The 13,347-nt window shown below is 66.9% G+C and carries 13 protein-coding genes; 9 read left to right on the top strand and 4 right to left on the bottom strand.

Annotated features, from left to right (window positions below):
• Positions 1-12: 12 nt before the first annotated feature.
• A complete protein-coding gene (locus TZ53_RS20305; RefSeq protein WP_044662515.1) occupies positions 13-753 on the bottom strand; it encodes an SIMPL domain-containing protein in 741 nt (246 codons plus the stop codon).
• 138 nt (positions 754-891) lie between these two features.
• Between TZ53_RS20305 and TZ53_RS20300 the strand changes: the two genes are divergently transcribed.
• From TZ53_RS20300 to TZ53_RS20285, 4 genes are read left to right on the top strand one after another with little or no spacing between them, the layout of a single operon-like run.
• On the top strand, positions 892-2,670 hold the full coding sequence (locus TZ53_RS20300) for an ABC-F family ATP-binding cassette domain-containing protein (RefSeq protein ID WP_044662514.1): 1,779 nt from the start codon (positions 892-894) through the stop codon (positions 2,668-2,670).
• 59 nt (positions 2,671-2,729) lie between these two features.
• Positions 2,730-3,455 carry a VIT1/CCC1 transporter family protein gene (locus tag TZ53_RS20295; protein WP_044662513.1) on the top strand — a complete coding sequence of 242 codons (726 nt, stop codon included), beginning with the start codon at positions 2,730-2,732 and terminating at the stop codon, positions 3,453-3,455.
• Positions 3,456-3,490: 35 nt separating this feature from the next.
• A complete protein-coding gene (locus TZ53_RS20290) occupies positions 3,491-4,030 on the top strand; it encodes a glutathione peroxidase (RefSeq protein ID WP_044662512.1) in 540 nt (179 codons plus the stop codon).
• A gap of 16 nt (positions 4,031-4,046) precedes the next feature.
• A complete protein-coding gene (locus tag TZ53_RS20285) occupies positions 4,047-4,679 on the top strand; it encodes a trimeric intracellular cation channel family protein (RefSeq protein WP_044662511.1) in 633 nt (210 codons plus the stop codon).
• 27 nt (positions 4,680-4,706) lie between these two features.
• Here the strand turns inward: TZ53_RS20285 and TZ53_RS20280 are convergent, their stop codons facing one another.
• On the bottom strand, positions 4,707-5,012 hold the full coding sequence (locus tag TZ53_RS20280) for a hypothetical protein (protein WP_044662510.1): 306 nt from the start codon (positions 5,010-5,012) through the stop codon (positions 4,707-4,709).
• Positions 5,013-5,143: 131 nt separating this feature from the next.
• On the opposite strand from TZ53_RS20280, the gene TZ53_RS20275 reads away from it, so the two are divergent.
• The 5 genes from TZ53_RS20275 (at position 5,144) to TZ53_RS20255 (ending at position 8,580) form a co-directional block, all read left to right on the top strand.
• Positions 5,144-5,485 carry a hypothetical protein gene (locus tag TZ53_RS20275; RefSeq protein ID WP_025551401.1) on the top strand — a complete coding sequence of 114 codons (342 nt, stop codon included), beginning with the start codon at positions 5,144-5,146 and terminating at the stop codon, positions 5,483-5,485.
• Positions 5,482-5,730, top strand: coding sequence for a hypothetical protein (locus TZ53_RS20270; RefSeq protein ID WP_044662509.1), 249 nt, complete (start codon positions 5,482-5,484; stop codon positions 5,728-5,730). The genes TZ53_RS20275 and TZ53_RS20270 overlap by 4 nt, the downstream gene beginning before the upstream one ends.
• A 118-nt stretch (positions 5,731-5,848) precedes the next feature.
• Positions 5,849-6,778 (top strand): DUF808 domain-containing protein, encoded by a 930-nt coding sequence (locus TZ53_RS20265; RefSeq protein WP_025551398.1) that lies wholly within the window; start codon positions 5,849-5,851, stop codon positions 6,776-6,778.
• 3 nt (positions 6,779-6,781) lie between these two features.
• The gene (locus TZ53_RS20260; protein WP_044662508.1) at positions 6,782-8,158 is read left to right on the top strand and encodes an MATE family efflux transporter; all 1,377 of its coding nucleotides are present in this window, start codon (positions 6,782-6,784) and stop codon (positions 8,156-8,158) included.
• Between the two features lie 101 nt (positions 8,159-8,259).
• Positions 8,260-8,580 (top strand): hypothetical protein, encoded by a 321-nt coding sequence (locus TZ53_RS20255; RefSeq protein ID WP_025551395.1) that lies wholly within the window; start codon positions 8,260-8,262, stop codon positions 8,578-8,580.
• A 156-nt stretch (positions 8,581-8,736) separates the two neighbouring features.
• Here the strand turns inward: TZ53_RS20255 and rnr are convergent, their stop codons facing one another.
• The gene (rnr, locus tag TZ53_RS20250) at positions 8,737-11,046 is read right to left on the bottom strand and encodes a ribonuclease R (protein WP_025551393.1); all 2,310 of its coding nucleotides are present in this window, start codon (positions 11,044-11,046) and stop codon (positions 8,737-8,739) included.
• A 364-nt stretch (positions 11,047-11,410) separates the two neighbouring features.
• The gene (gene sppA / locus TZ53_RS20245) at positions 11,411-13,312 is read right to left on the bottom strand and encodes a signal peptide peptidase SppA (RefSeq protein ID WP_044662507.1); all 1,902 of its coding nucleotides are present in this window, start codon (positions 13,310-13,312) and stop codon (positions 11,411-11,413) included.
• Positions 13,313-13,347: the final 35 nt, after the last annotated feature.

Genomic DNA, 13,347 nt, shown 5'->3' with positions numbered 1-13,347 from the left:
CGCCCCGCCACCTTATCTTTCCAGCGCATATTGCACCGTCAGCGTCACCGAGGACCCAACCTGTCCCGGCTCCACCGGCGTCGCAGGCGCTGAGTCCGCCTTGAACCGGGCCGCTGCCATCACCAGCATGGGCGGCTGCCCGCCGCTGTTGCTCTCCGCCAGCGAGACGAGCCTTGCCGAGCGATAACCTGCCGCCTGGGCATAGAAATCGGCCTGCGCCCTGGCGGTCTTCAACGCCGCCGCCCGGGCCTGCGCCAGCATCGGCGCGGGATCGCTGATCGAGAAGCTCGGCCCGTTCACATTGGTCGCTCCGGCCTCCACCATCGTGTCGAGCAGGGTTCCCACCTTCCTGATGTCGCGCAGCTTCACCGATAGCTGGTTCGAAGCCTCATAGCCGATGAAACGCGGCCCGGCGGGCTGGCCGTCGCGGTTGCTATAGTCATATTGCGCGCTCAGATTGATGCCGCTGGTCTGGATGTCCTTCTTCGGAATGCCCGCCTTCACCAGCGCGGCGACCAGCCTGTCCATCTGCACCGCATTGTCGCGCATCGCCTGCGCGGCGGTCTGGGCGCGCGTCTGGACCCCGGTACCCACCGTCGCCATATCGGGCGCCGCCTCCACGGTCTCGGTGACGTTCAACGTCACGACCGGCGCGGTTTCTGCGATGGTCACGCTGGTCTGCGCAGCGGCCGCGACGGGCAGGGCGGCGGCGGCAACGACAGCGGATGCCATCAGGGCGAACGTGGATTTCACAGGGCTTTCTCCTCAAGAAGCGATGCAGCGACATTGTGACGGCTGCGATGAATGGACGCTGACATGCGTTGAAAGCCGTCAGACAGCTTCCGGTTCCCCCCCTTGCCCCAGGCGCGCCAAAGCCCTAGCTGCACGGCCATGGCGGCTCCCATTCTCTCCTTCGAAAATCTTGGCCTGTCCCAGGGCACCCATTGGCTTTTCCGCAATCTCGACATTTTCGTCGGGGATCGGGATCGGCTGGCGCTGATCGGCCGCAACGGCGCGGGAAAGACCACGCTGCTGAAACTGATCGCCGGCCAGATCGAACCGGACGAGGGCACGCGCTCCGTCCGTCCGGGCGCCCGCGTCATCATGCTGGAGCAGGACCCTGACGTTTCCGGCTTCGCCACGCTGCGCGACTTCGCGCTGGCGGGCCAGTTCGCGCCGCCCGCGCATGAGGTGGACGCCATCGCCAGCCAGCTCGGTACGGACCTCAACCGAGAGGCCGCGACCGCTTCGGGAGGCGAACGCCGCCGCGCCGCCATCGCCCGCGCCCTCGCCAGCGAACCCGATCTGCTGCTGCTGGACGAACCGACCAACCATCTCGACATCGACGCCATCGACTGGCTGGAGGGCTGGCTCGGCCGCTATAATGGCGCGTTCATCGTCATCAGCCACGACCGCGCCTTCCTGACGCGCCTCACGCGCCAGACGCTGTGGCTGGACCGTGGCGGCATCCGCCGCAACGAGATCGGCTTCGGGGGTTTCGAGCAGTGGATGGAAGCGGTCTATGCCGAGGAAGCCCGCGCCGCAGAGAAGCTCGACGCCCGGCTCAAGATCGAGGCGCACTGGCTGGAACGCGGCGTCACCGCCCGGCGCAAGCGCAACCAGGGCCGCCTTGCCAAGCTCCACGAAATGCGGGCCCAGCGCGCCGCCATGGTGGGACCGCAGGGTGTCGCGAAAATCGCCGTCGCCAGCGACGACAACAAGACGAAAAGCGTCATCACCGCTGAGCATGTCACGAAGAATTTCGGCGACCGCACCGTCATCAGGGATTTCTCGCTGCGCATCCAGCGCGGCGACCGGATCGGCATCGTCGGCGGCAATGGCGCGGGCAAGACCACGCTCCTCAAACTGCTGACCGGTGAACTCGCGCCCGACAGCGGACAGGTCCGTCAGGCCAAATCGCTCGACATGATCTTCATCGACCAGCAGCGCAGCCTGATGCAGGCCGACAGGCGCGTGCGCGACGTTCTGGCCGAAGGCGGCGACTGGATCGACGTGCGCGGCACGCGCAAGCATGTCCATGGCTATCTGAAGGAATTCCTCTTCGACCCCTCGCTGGCGGAGGCGCGCGTCGGCACCCTGTCGGGCGGCGAGCGCTCACGGCTGCTGTTCGCCCGCGAATTCGCCCGCGAATCGAACCTGCTGGTGCTGGACGAACCGACCAACGACCTGGACCTCGAAACGCTCGACCTGCTTCAGGAAGTCATTGCCGATTATGAGGGCACCGTCCTGATCGTCAGCCACGACCGCGACTTCCTCGACCGCACGGTGACGGTCACGCTTGGCTTGGACGGCTCCGGCACCGTCGACGTGATCGTTGGCGGCTATGCGGACTGGGCCGCCAAGCGCCAGCCGAAGAACGCGCCCAGGCAAGAGAAGAAGGCTGCGGCGCCGCCCCCGCCGAAAAGCGCGTCGACCAAGCTCAGCTACAAGGACCAGCGCGATTTCGACCTGCTGCCCAAGCGGATAGAGGAGATGGAGGCGGCCATTGCCCGCGATGAGCAAGCGCTGGCCGATCCCGATCTCTACAGCCGCGATCCCGGCAGGTTCGACCTGCTCAGCAAGGCGATCGAAAAGGCTCGCGCCGAAAAGGAAGCCGCAGAGGAACGCTGGCTGGAACTGGCGGAAAAGGCGGAAGGGCTGGGTACCTAGAATGCCTTGCGCCATCCTCCTCATCTGGTAGCCAGATAGCGGAAAAAGGGGACAGGCGCATGGAACAATCCGCGACGATGCAGGACAATGACATGATCGACGGCCATCATGCGGTCCATTATGTCAACCGCGTCGGCTGGCTGCGCGCGGCCGTTCTCGGCGCCAATGACGGCATCGTCTCCACCGCCAGCCTGCTCACCGGCATCGCTGCGTCGGGGGCGTCGCGGGATACCATCCTTCTGTCGGGCATCGCCGCGCTGGTGGCGGGCGCCATGTCGATGGCCGCGGGCGAATATGTGTCCGTCAGCGCCCAGTCCGATACGGAACGCGCCGATCTGGCCAAGGAAAAGAAGGCGCTCGCCCAACAGCCCCATGTGGAATGGGAGGAATTGCGCGACATCTACGTCGATCGCGGCCTGACGGCTGACCTCGCGGGCCAGGTGGCGACGCAGTTGATGAATGTCGACGCGCTCGCCGCCCATGCGCGGGACGAACTGGGCATTTCCGACATCAGCACCGCGCGGCCCGTCCAGGCGGCGCTGACCTCCGCCGCGACCTTCTCCGCAGGCGCGGTCGCCCCTGTGCTGGCCGCCGTCGCCAATCCGTCGCACGCCATCGCGGCCGTCGCCGTCACGTCGCTGCTGTGCCTTGCGGTGCTTGGCTATGTCGGCGCCCGCCTGGGTGGCGGCGGGGTAGCGCGGGCGGTGGCTCGCGTCGTCTTCTGGGGCGTTTTCGCGATGCTTGCGACCTCCGGGGTAGGCAAGCTCTTCGGCGCCGCCATATGATGGGGGAAGCCGTCCATTCGCAAGGAGAGCATGCCATGATCCAGCAAATCCCGCTCAAGACCATCAAGGGTGCCGACGCCAGCCTGGCCGACTATGCGGGCAAGGTGGTTCTGGTGGTCAACGTCGCCTCCCGATGCGGCCTGACTCCGCAATATGAGGGGCTGGAAAAGCTCTATCGCGACTATAGGGACAAGGGGCTGGTCGTCGCCGGCTTCCCCGCCAATGACTTCGGTGCGCAGGAACCGGGCAGCAATGAAGAGATCGCGACCTTCTGCACGACCAATTTCGGCGTCGATTTCCCGATGTTCGAGAAGATCGTCGTCACCGGGCCGGAAAAGCACCCGCTCTACGCAGCGCTGACCGGCGCGCAGCCGAGTTCGCAGGGGGAGGGGGCCGAGTTCCGCGAAAAGCTGATCGGCTATGGCATCACGCCCAATCCCGAACCCGAAGTGCTCTGGAATTTCGAGAAGTTCCTGATCGCGAAGGATGGCAGCGTGGCCGCCCGCTTCGCGCCCTCGACCGCGCCCGACGATGCCGGGCTTATCGCGGCCATAGAGGCGGAACTGGCGAAATAGCGCCCAGCGCCGCCCCATGAACCAGACGCTGCTGCCGCAAATCGGCCCGGTGCTGGAGACGCTCGGCATCGTCGGCACCTTCGTCTTCGCCGCGTCCGGGGCGCTGGCGGCCGCGCGCCTGCGCCAGACGCTCGTCACCTTCGCCTTCTTCGCGCTGGTGACGGGGGTAGGGGGCGGGACTGTCCGAGACCTGCTGATCGGCGCGCCGGTCTTCTGGGTCCGCGACGCCGTGCCCGCCATCGCCTGCATGATGGCGGCGCTGCTCGTCTGGTTCACCCCGCGCCGTTTGTGGAGCGACAGCGCTCTCGACTGGCTGGATGCGGTGGGGCTCGCCGCCTTCGCCGTCTATGGCGCGGCCAAGGCGATGAGCTATGGCGTGCCGCCGCTGGTGGCGGCGATGATGGGCGTCGTCACCGGCTGCGTCGGCGGCATCATGCGCGACCTGCTGGCGGGGGAGCCGTCCATATTGTTGCGGCCGGAACTGTACGTGACGGCGGCGGCGCTCGCGGCGGGCCTGTTCGTCGTCCTGCGCTGGATCGGGCTGGACGTCCCCGTCGCGGGCGTCATCGCCGCGCTGCTCGGTTTCCTGCTGCGGGCCGTCGCGATGCGGAAAGGGCTCGGGCTGCCGCACTACCAGACGGAAGACTGAACCGGCGTCCGCGGATAGCGTCCGCCATCACCCATGCGCCTTTTTCCGCCGGGTTTCCCAACCCTTTCTGGCGGCGGCGGACCGATCGGCGGCCGGACGCCGGGCTGACGCCGCGCCGCCCTCCTTCCCGCCCTTGCGCGAGGAGGCATGGCTGTCCGGCTTGCCCCGGCCGGAGCCGGATTTGTTGCCGCCGCCCGATTCCTTGTTGACGGTCGCCCAGGCGCGCCGTTCCGCTTCCTTGCGGGACACGCCGCGATCCTCATAACCCTGCTCGATATGCTCCGCCTTGCGCTTCTGCTTGTCGGTGTAGCTGCTCTTGTCGCCCTGGGGCATGATCGTCTCCTTTTCCTTGCATTCCAGGCTAACGATCGAACTGGCGGGCCGTTCACATCGCTGCACAGGCGTTACGACGCGGGAACCGAACGACGGGGGAACAGGGCGGTCCGGCCCGCGTTCACCAGCGCATGGAGCAGCGCATTCTTCTCGAACGGCTGGCGCGGCATCTGGCCGCCGGCAATCCCGACCTGGGTCCGGATCGCTGGCAGGAACAGGTGGAAACCGCGGCAGGCCTGCTCGCCATCATCAAGGACCCTGACGATGCCATGCGGCAGGCGGGTGACGAACGGGTCTGGCAGGCGATGATCGACGCCGCGCTGCGCCAGCGCTGGGCCGTCGCCTCCGCGCCGTCCGTGGAACCGCCGGGCGGCACCGACGAGGAAGGCGACATCCCGCTGACGCCGGACACCGTCAGCGGCAACCGGGCCGAATGGGTCCATCTGCACCAAGCACAGGAGAAGCCGAAATGAAGGGGTTGTTGAAACTCGCATTCCTCACCGGACTGGGCGCCGTGGCGTGGAGGGGATGGAAGGAGTGGCAGGCGCAGCGCGACGCGGGCGACTATCGCGGGACCGGCTTCTCCTCCGGCCCGGTGCGCGATGCCGGGCCGGACGAGCAGCATATCGACGCGCGCGAATGGGACATGGTGGACGAGCAGGTCGATGAAAGCTTCCCTGCCAGCGACCCGCCGGGCAATTATCGCGGCCTGCATTGAGCCGCCGGCTCGCCCCCTTATCGATCCGATCGCTTCCCAATCCATTGCACCGCTTGCGCCCCGCCTCTATTGAGGCGGCTGCCGGTCCCATGCCGGGGCCAACAGGGGAATAATATCAATGCCTTCGGGTCTGATCGCGCTGCTCGACGACGTGGCGGGGATTGCCAAGCTTACCGCCAGTTCGCTGGACGATGTCGCCGCCGCCGCGGGCAAGGCGGGCTCGAAGGCGGCGGGCGTCGTGATCGACGACACCGCCGTCACGCCGCGCTATGTCATGGGCCTGACGCCGGACCGCGAACTCCCCATCATCTGGAAGATCGCCAAGGGATCGCTGCGCAACAAGCTGCTGTTCCTGCTCCCTGCCGCGCTGGTTCTGAGCGCCCTCGCACCCTGGCTTCTGCCCCCCTTGCTGATGCTGGGCGGCGCCTTTCTCTGTTTCGAAGCGGCCGAAAAGCTGCTGGAGGCAGTGCAGGGCGGCCATGATCTGGCGGAGGAGGCGCTGGAAACGCACAGTTCGAAGGAGCTGGAGGACCAGAAGGTCTCCGGCGCGATCCGCACCGACTTCATCCTCTCGGGCGAGATCATGGCGATCGCGCTCGGCACCGTGGCGGCGGAACCGATCTGGGAGCAGGCGATCGTCCTGATCGTCGTCGCCTTCCTGATCACCGCCGGCGTCTATGGCGTCGTCGGCTTCATCGTGAAGATGGACGATATCGGCCTGCATCTGGCGGAACGGCGTTCGGCCGGCGCACGGGTGCTGGGCCGGGCGATGGTGAAGGCCATGCCGGTGCTGATGCGGATATTGGGCGTCGTCGGCACGGCGGCCATGCTCTGGGTCGGCGGGGGCCTGATCGTCCACGGGCTGCACGAATTTCACTGGGATCTCATCCCCGGCGCCATCCATCATGTCGCGGAAGCGGCGGGCCGGGGGCTGCCCGCCATCGCGCCGGCGGTGGAATGGGTCGTGAACGCGGCGGGCGCGGCTATCGTCGGGCTGGTCGTCGGCGGCATCGTCGTGGCGGTGCTGCACCTCTTTAAAAAGCACTGATCGATGCGTTCACCCTGGCGTCTGGAGGCCGGGGCGCTGACCGCGCTCGCGCTGCCGATGATCGCGGGCAATATCGCCTGGGCCGGCATCGCGGCGACCGACCTGCTGCTGCTGGGCCGGCTCGGCGCGGGCGCGGTGGCTTCGGGGGCGCTGGCGATCAACCTGTTCAACGCGCTGCTGATCTTCGGCATGGGGCTTGTCACTGCCGCCGCGCCGCTGATCGCCACGGAACGGGGGCGTCGGCGGCATTCGGTGCGCGACGTCAGGCGGACGGTGCACCAGACGCTGCGCGCGGCGACCCTGTTCGTACTGCCCGCCTGGGCGCTGCTCTGGGAAAGCGAATCCATCCTGCTGCTTATGGAGCAGGAGGCGGACCTGGCGGCGCAGGCGGGCGAACTGATGCGCGGCCTGCAATGGGCGCTGCTGCCCTTTCTGGGCTTCACCACGCTGCGCAACTTCATTTCCGCGCTGGAACGGCCGGTCTGGGGCCTGATCATCATGGTCTGCGCCATCCCGTTCAACCTGCTGGCGGGCTGGACCCTGATCTTCGGGCATCTGGGTTTTCCCGCGCTGGGGATTTTCGGCGCGGGCATCGCCAGCACGCTGTCCTCCTCCTTCCTGTTCCTCGGGCTGCTGTCGGTCATCCTGATCGACCGGCGGTTCCGTCGCTATCGCCTGCTGGGGCGATTCTGGACCCATGATCGCGAACGGCACCGGGCCGTCTGGGCGCTGGGCCTGCCGATCGCGATCACCCTGGGGCTGGAAACCACCGTGTTCAACGCCTCCGCCTTCCTGATGGGGCTGATCGACCGCGACTCGCTGGCGGCGCACGCCGTCGCGATTCAGATCGCCGCGCTCGTCTTCATGGTGCCGATGGGCATCGGCCAGGCGGCGACCGTGCGCGTGGGTCTCGCCTATGGAAAGGGCGATCTGGCAGCGGTCGGCCGTGCGGGCTGGCTGGCGCTGGCGATCGGGACCGGATTCGCGCTGATCGCCGCGACGATGCTCATCGCCTTTCCGCGCATGCTGATCTCCGCTTTCCTGAACCTTGCCGATCCCGCCAATGCGCGGACCGCGATGCTGGCGGTCGGTTTCCTGGGCGTCGCGGCGCTGTTCCAGTTGGTGGACGCCGCGCAGGCGGTGGGGGCAGGGGTATTGAGGGGCATACAGGATACCCGCGTGCCGATGATCTTCGCCCTGATCGGCTATTGGGTGATCGGCATCGGAATCGGCATCGTCCTGGCCTTTCCGCTGGGGTTGCAGGGCCTTGGCATCTGGCTGGGACTCGCGAGCGGGCTGGGCGTCGTCGCGCTGCTGCTGGTGGCGCGCTGGGCCTTGCGTGAGCGGCTGCATCTTCTATCGCGCAGGCGAAACGCCTGAATCCATTTGTCGCGGGCATGGGCCGGGTTGCGTCGCCGTGCGATGGTGCGACGCACAAAGCAATTGAACCGGCGCGTCAAATCGGTAATGAAAAACGCATTATGAACGCTCCTACCATGTTCTTCGAGGCGATAGCGCTTCAGAAATGTCTGATGGCGACCTACAACAAGATGGTCGTGAAGCTCGCGCCGCACATCCTCTACACGCGCCATGACGAAATGTTCATCGACGCGGTGACGATAGAGCGCGACGGCCGCCCGCCGCGGGAGCTGAAGCTCGGCACCTTCAAGCTGGCGGGACTGAACGACGTCAGCCTGGTCGATGAAAAGTTCGAGGCGATGCACGGCCTCTATGATCAGGGCGACAGCAAATATAAGGGCGTGACCCTGTTCGCGGTCGAGCCGGAGAGCGCGGCAGCCTGAAACCGCATTGACGGTTGAAGAGGAAAAAGGGGCGGTCCTGCGGGGCCGCCCTTTTTCGTTCACGGTGACGCCGTGGAGGTTGCAGCGCCATCTGCTCCTGCAAGGACAGGAACTCGCGTCAACCTGCGCCGTGGAAGCTTCATCGCAAAGGGGCTCTCACCGCCGATGCTTGCCCCGCTTCGATCCGATGTGGCGGATATTGGTCGGCCGCCCGCGCCTGACGCTGCCGGGCCGCACGCGGTCCTTCTTGAAGCTCGGCCGCTGGGGCAGGGCGTCGGGCAGTTCGAAGCGCAACGAGCCGTTGATCGGGTCCGCTTCGGCCAGCCGCAATTGCAGCCGCTGCCCGACCGTATAGCGGTCCCCGCTCTCCACGCCTTCCAGCGCCCGCCCGGCTTCGTCGAAGAAGAAACGCTCGTCGCCCAGCGTCGACACCGGCACCAGCCCGTCGCCGCCCAGCCCCTCGACCGTGGCGAAGAAGCCGAAGCTCTGCACCCCGGTGATCCGCGCCTCCACCAGATCGCCCACATGCGCCGCCAGGAACGCCGCGACATAGCGGTCGATGGTCTCCCGCTCCGCCTCCATGGCGCGGCGCTCATGCTGGCTGATCATCTCGCCCACGCGGCCCATATTCTCCATATCCTCGCCGCTCAGCGATGATCGGTCGGGAATATCCCCCTTGGGCGCCGGCAGTTCCAGCCCATAGGCGCCCACCAGCGCCCGATGCACCAGCAGGTCCGCATAGCGCCGGATCGGCGACGTGAAATGCGCATAGGACCCCAGCGCCAGCCCGAAATGCCCCATATTGGACGGCGCATAATAGGCCTGTGTCTGGCTGCGCAGGATCTGCTCCATGATCTGGGGCTTCTCCTCCGCTTCCCCGATCCGCGCGATCAGCCGGTTGAAGGTGGCGGGCTTCACCACCTGCCCCAGGGCGAATTCGATGTCGAAGGTCGCCAGATAATCCTTCAGCGCCACCAGCTTGTCCCGACTCGGCGGCTCATGGACACGGTACATGACCGGCGCCTTCTTGGCCTCCAGCGCCTTTGCCGCCGCGACATTGGCGGCGATCATATAATCCTCGATCAGCATATGCGCGTCCAGCCGCTCGCGCACCGCCACGCTGACGATCTTGCCATATTCGTCCAGCACCACCCGCCGCTCCGGCAGGTCCAGCGCCAGCGGCTCCCGCTTGTCCCGCGCCTTGCGCAGCAGCGCCCAGCAGGCCCAGAGGGGCTTTAATGCCGGTTCCAACAGGTCGAGGGGCTTTTCGCCGTCGATTGCCGCCTGCGCATCCTCATAGGCCAGCACCGCCGCCACCCGGATCACCGCGCGGGAAAAGCGCCAGCTCTTCACCTTGCCCGCCGCATCCAGCACGAGGTGACAGGCCATGGCCGCACGATCCTCGCCCGCCCGCAGCGAACACATGTCGGAAGAAAGCTGGTGGGGCAGCATCGGCACGACCAGATCGGGGAAATAGACGCTGTTCCCGCGCTTCCTCGCCTCGCGGTCCAGCGCGCTGCCCGGACGCACATAATAGCTGACGTCCGCGATCGCGACGATCGCCTTGTAGCCGCCCTCATTGGCCGGATCATCATCCGGCGCGGCCCAGACCGCATCGTCATGGTCCCGCGCATCGACCGGATCGATGGCGACGATGGGCAGGTGCCGCAAATCCTCCCGCTTCTCCTCATGCAAGGCGAGGCTGGAAGCCGTCACCGCCTCCTCCTCGACCCGCTCGGAAAAGACGTGGGGAATGCCATGCTTGTGGATGGCGATCAGGCTGAAACTGCGCGGCGCGAAGGGATCGCCCAATATGTCCGTCACCCGCGCCGTGATCCGGGGCGGGCGCCCCACCGGCTCGGCCAGCACCAGATCGCCCTTCTTCGCCGTGCCGGCGTCCGAAATCGGGGTGTCCCGCCGGATGCGCTTGTCGACCGGGCGCAGCCACAACTTGCCGCCATCCGCTTCCTCGACCACGCCCAGCAATTCCTCGCTCGCCTTGGCAAGCTTCTTCATCGGATGCGCGACCCAGCCGCGCCCCGCTTCCTCCGTCCGCGCCAATATGCGGTCGCCGATCGTCAGCGCGCCGCGCTTGCCCCGCTCCATGACGCGCAGCCGGGGCGCGGGCTGTCCCTCCGCCTCCCAGCGTTCCGGCGTGGCGATCAGGGTGGTGTCGTCGACATCCACGATCCGCAGCACCGTGACCTTGGGCACGCCGCCCATCTTGTGGAAGGCCCGCGCCGGGCCGATGTCGATCAGCCCTTCGTCCGCCATGTCCTTGAGCAGCGCCTTGAGCGCGATCTTCTCCTGCCCCTTGAGACCGAAGGCCTTCGCGATCTCCCGCTTTCCGGCCGGCTGGTCGGACGTGGCGATGAAATCCATCACCTGCTCGCGCGTCGGGAAACCTGCGGGCCGCACCTTGGTCCGGGCGGAGTCGGATTTCTTCTTCTTTTCGGTGGATGCCATGGACCAGCTATAGGGAGAGGGGCTCCCCCGCGCCAGTGTTCCATGGCGGAGGGTCGATGCGAAAAGATAGCGGCTGCAGGGAAGGGCCTTTGTGGCGTCTGGGCTGGGTGAATAAGCGGACACCCATTTTATCCCTCTCCCTCGAGGGAGAGGGCTGCGCAGACTTGGCAGCTTGCTGCCTAGTCGTAGCTGGGTGAGGGGGTTGCGATCCAACGGATCGCGCGGGCCGCAGGCCCGCCCCTTCCTCATCCAACCCCGCCCACGCTCCTTCGCCGCCAGGGCTTCCCATCCCCCTCCCTCAAGGAAGAAAGGAATGTCCTGCACTGCCCATCAATCCCCATGCCACATCAAGCAGCACCGCACATCACCGCCACAGCCCAAGCAGCAGCGCCACCATCCCCCGGTCATCCGCCGCCGTCGCCACCCGCGGCGCGCCATAGCCCCGGCACTCCAGGCAATCGGCCCGCACGCCCGCGCCGCTCACCAGCGCGCGCACATCGGCGACGGCCTGCAAAGCCCAGTTCCGCTGCACGATCGCCTGCCGCCCGAGCAGGTCGCGCCCGACCATGGCTGACGGGGCCCCGGCATCGTCCTCATCCTCCCGATCCATGACCGACTGGACGAATTCGGCGAACTTGTCCGGTTCCTTGGCAATGCGATAGGGCCTGGCCTTGGCCGGATCGATCTTCGCCAGCCTCGCCGCTTCGGCAATCGCCTCTTCCAGCCCGCCGAAGCGATCCACCAGGCCGATCTGCCGCGCCGTGCCGCCGTCCCAGACGCGGCCCTGCGCAATGGCATCGATCTGCTGGGGGGTCTTGCGGCGCGATTGCGCGACCAGCCCGACGAATCGGCCGTAAATATCCTCGACCCCCATCTGCATGATCCGGTCGAACTCCGGCGTGGTGCCCCCGGCAATGTCCGGCTGGCCCGACAGCGGCGTCGTCTTCACGCCGTCGGTGGTGACGCCCATCTTCGCCAGAGTGCCCTCGAAGCTGGGTATGATGCCGAACACGCCGATCGAACCGGTGATCGTATCCGGCTCCGCGAAGATCACATCGGCCGGCGTCGACACCCAATAGCCGCCGCTGGCCGCCACATTGCCCATGGACACCACCACCGGCAGACCTTCGGACTTCGCTTCCATGATGGCGCTGCGGATCTTCTCCGACGCCATCACCGATCCGCCCGGCGAATCGACCCGGACCACCAGCGCCTTCAGGTCCTTGTCCGCCAACGCCTTGCGCAGCAGCGCCGAAATCGTGTCGCCCGCCGCCGTGCCCGGCCCGGCCTCGCCATCGACGATGTCGCCCGCAATGGTCAGCACGCCGATCTCGCCGTCATTGGCGGGCTTGTGCGCCCTCATATAGTTTTTAAGATCGATGGCGGCGAAATTCCCGGCCCTGTCGTCCGGCGCATCGCCCGCAACCTCTGCCACCCGCGCGCCGAAGGCGGCTTCGTCGCCCACCCGGTCGACCAGCCCGGCGCCCAAGGCCGCCTTCGCCAGATTGCCGCCAGCCGCCTCCGCCAGAGCCGCCGGATTGCCGACATAGGCCGCCAGCCGCGCCCTGGGCCGCGCCTTGGCCACTTCCTGCCGCCAATCCTCCCACAGCGCATCGGCGAGCGCCTGATTGGCCTGCTTCGCTTCCGGCGACTGGCCGGTCCGCGTGAAGGGCTCGACGAAGCTCTTGTAGGTGCCGACGCGATAGACATGGGTGTTGACCCCCAGCTTGTCGATCAGCCCCTTGTAATAAAGCCCCGATCCGCCGCGCCCGGTGATCGCCACGCCGCCCAGCGGGTCCACCCAGCTTTCGCTCGCATGCGCGGCCAGTTGATAGCTGTCGTCGCTATAGATGGCCGCATAGGCGAAGACCGGCTTCTTCGCCGCGCGCACTGCGTCCAGCGCCTTGCCCACCCGCGCCAGCGCCACCTGACCGCCGCCCATGAAACCGTCCAGGTTCAGCACGACGGCCTTCACCTTCCTGTCGTCCCTGGCGGCATCCAGCGCGGCAACGATGTCGGCCAGCCCATATTCCTTCGCCCGGTCGCTCCCGCCCGACAGCAGCGCCATCGGATCGATTTCCGACGGCTGTTCGACGATGGTCCCGTTCAGTTTCAGCAGCAGCGCGCCGCTGCCGACGCTCTGCGCTGGCTTGGGCGACCAGGACAGGGCGGCATAGAGCGCCCCGAAGAACATCAGCAGGAACAACAGCACCAGCCCGTCCTTGATGGCCACCAATATGCGCCACACGCCCTTCACAAATGCCAAGTTGCCGGTTCCTTCCTTCAGCTTCTGCGTGGGCT

It is taken from the genome of Sphingobium sp. YBL2 (assembly GCF_000943805.1).
GTDB lineage: Bacteria > Pseudomonadota > Alphaproteobacteria > Sphingomonadales > Sphingomonadaceae > Sphingobium > Sphingobium fuliginis.
This window is presented reverse-complemented; position numbering and strand designations above follow the sequence as displayed.

Excerpts from the sequence above, each read along its gene's own strand:
- TZ53_RS20285 (WP_044662511.1), top strand. The coding sequence starts at position 4,047 with ATGAACCAGACGCTGCTGCCGCAAATCGGCCCGGTGCTGGAGACGCTC.
- TZ53_RS20270 (WP_044662509.1), top strand. The coding sequence starts at position 5,482 with ATGAAGGGGTTGTTGAAACTCGCATTCCTCACCGGACTGGGCGCCGTG.
- rnr (WP_025551393.1), bottom strand. The coding sequence starts at position 11,046 with ATGGCATCCACCGAAAAGAAGAAGAAATCCGACTCCGCCCGGACCAAG.
- TZ53_RS20260 (WP_044662508.1), top strand. The coding sequence starts at position 6,782 with ATGCGTTCACCCTGGCGTCTGGAGGCCGGGGCGCTGACCGCGCTCGCG.
- TZ53_RS20265 (WP_025551398.1), top strand. The coding sequence starts at position 5,849 with ATGCCTTCGGGTCTGATCGCGCTGCTCGACGACGTGGCGGGGATTGCC.
- TZ53_RS20295 (WP_044662513.1), top strand. The coding sequence starts at position 2,730 with ATGGAACAATCCGCGACGATGCAGGACAATGACATGATCGACGGCCAT.
- TZ53_RS20300 (WP_044662514.1), top strand. The coding sequence starts at position 892 with ATGGCGGCTCCCATTCTCTCCTTCGAAAATCTTGGCCTGTCCCAGGGC.
- TZ53_RS20275 (WP_025551401.1), top strand. The coding sequence starts at position 5,144 with ATGGAGCAGCGCATTCTTCTCGAACGGCTGGCGCGGCATCTGGCCGCC.
- TZ53_RS20290 (WP_044662512.1), top strand. The coding sequence starts at position 3,491 with ATGATCCAGCAAATCCCGCTCAAGACCATCAAGGGTGCCGACGCCAGC.
- TZ53_RS20280 (WP_044662510.1), bottom strand. The coding sequence starts at position 5,012 with ATGCCCCAGGGCGACAAGAGCAGCTACACCGACAAGCAGAAGCGCAAG.
- TZ53_RS20255 (WP_025551395.1), top strand. The coding sequence starts at position 8,260 with ATGAACGCTCCTACCATGTTCTTCGAGGCGATAGCGCTTCAGAAATGT.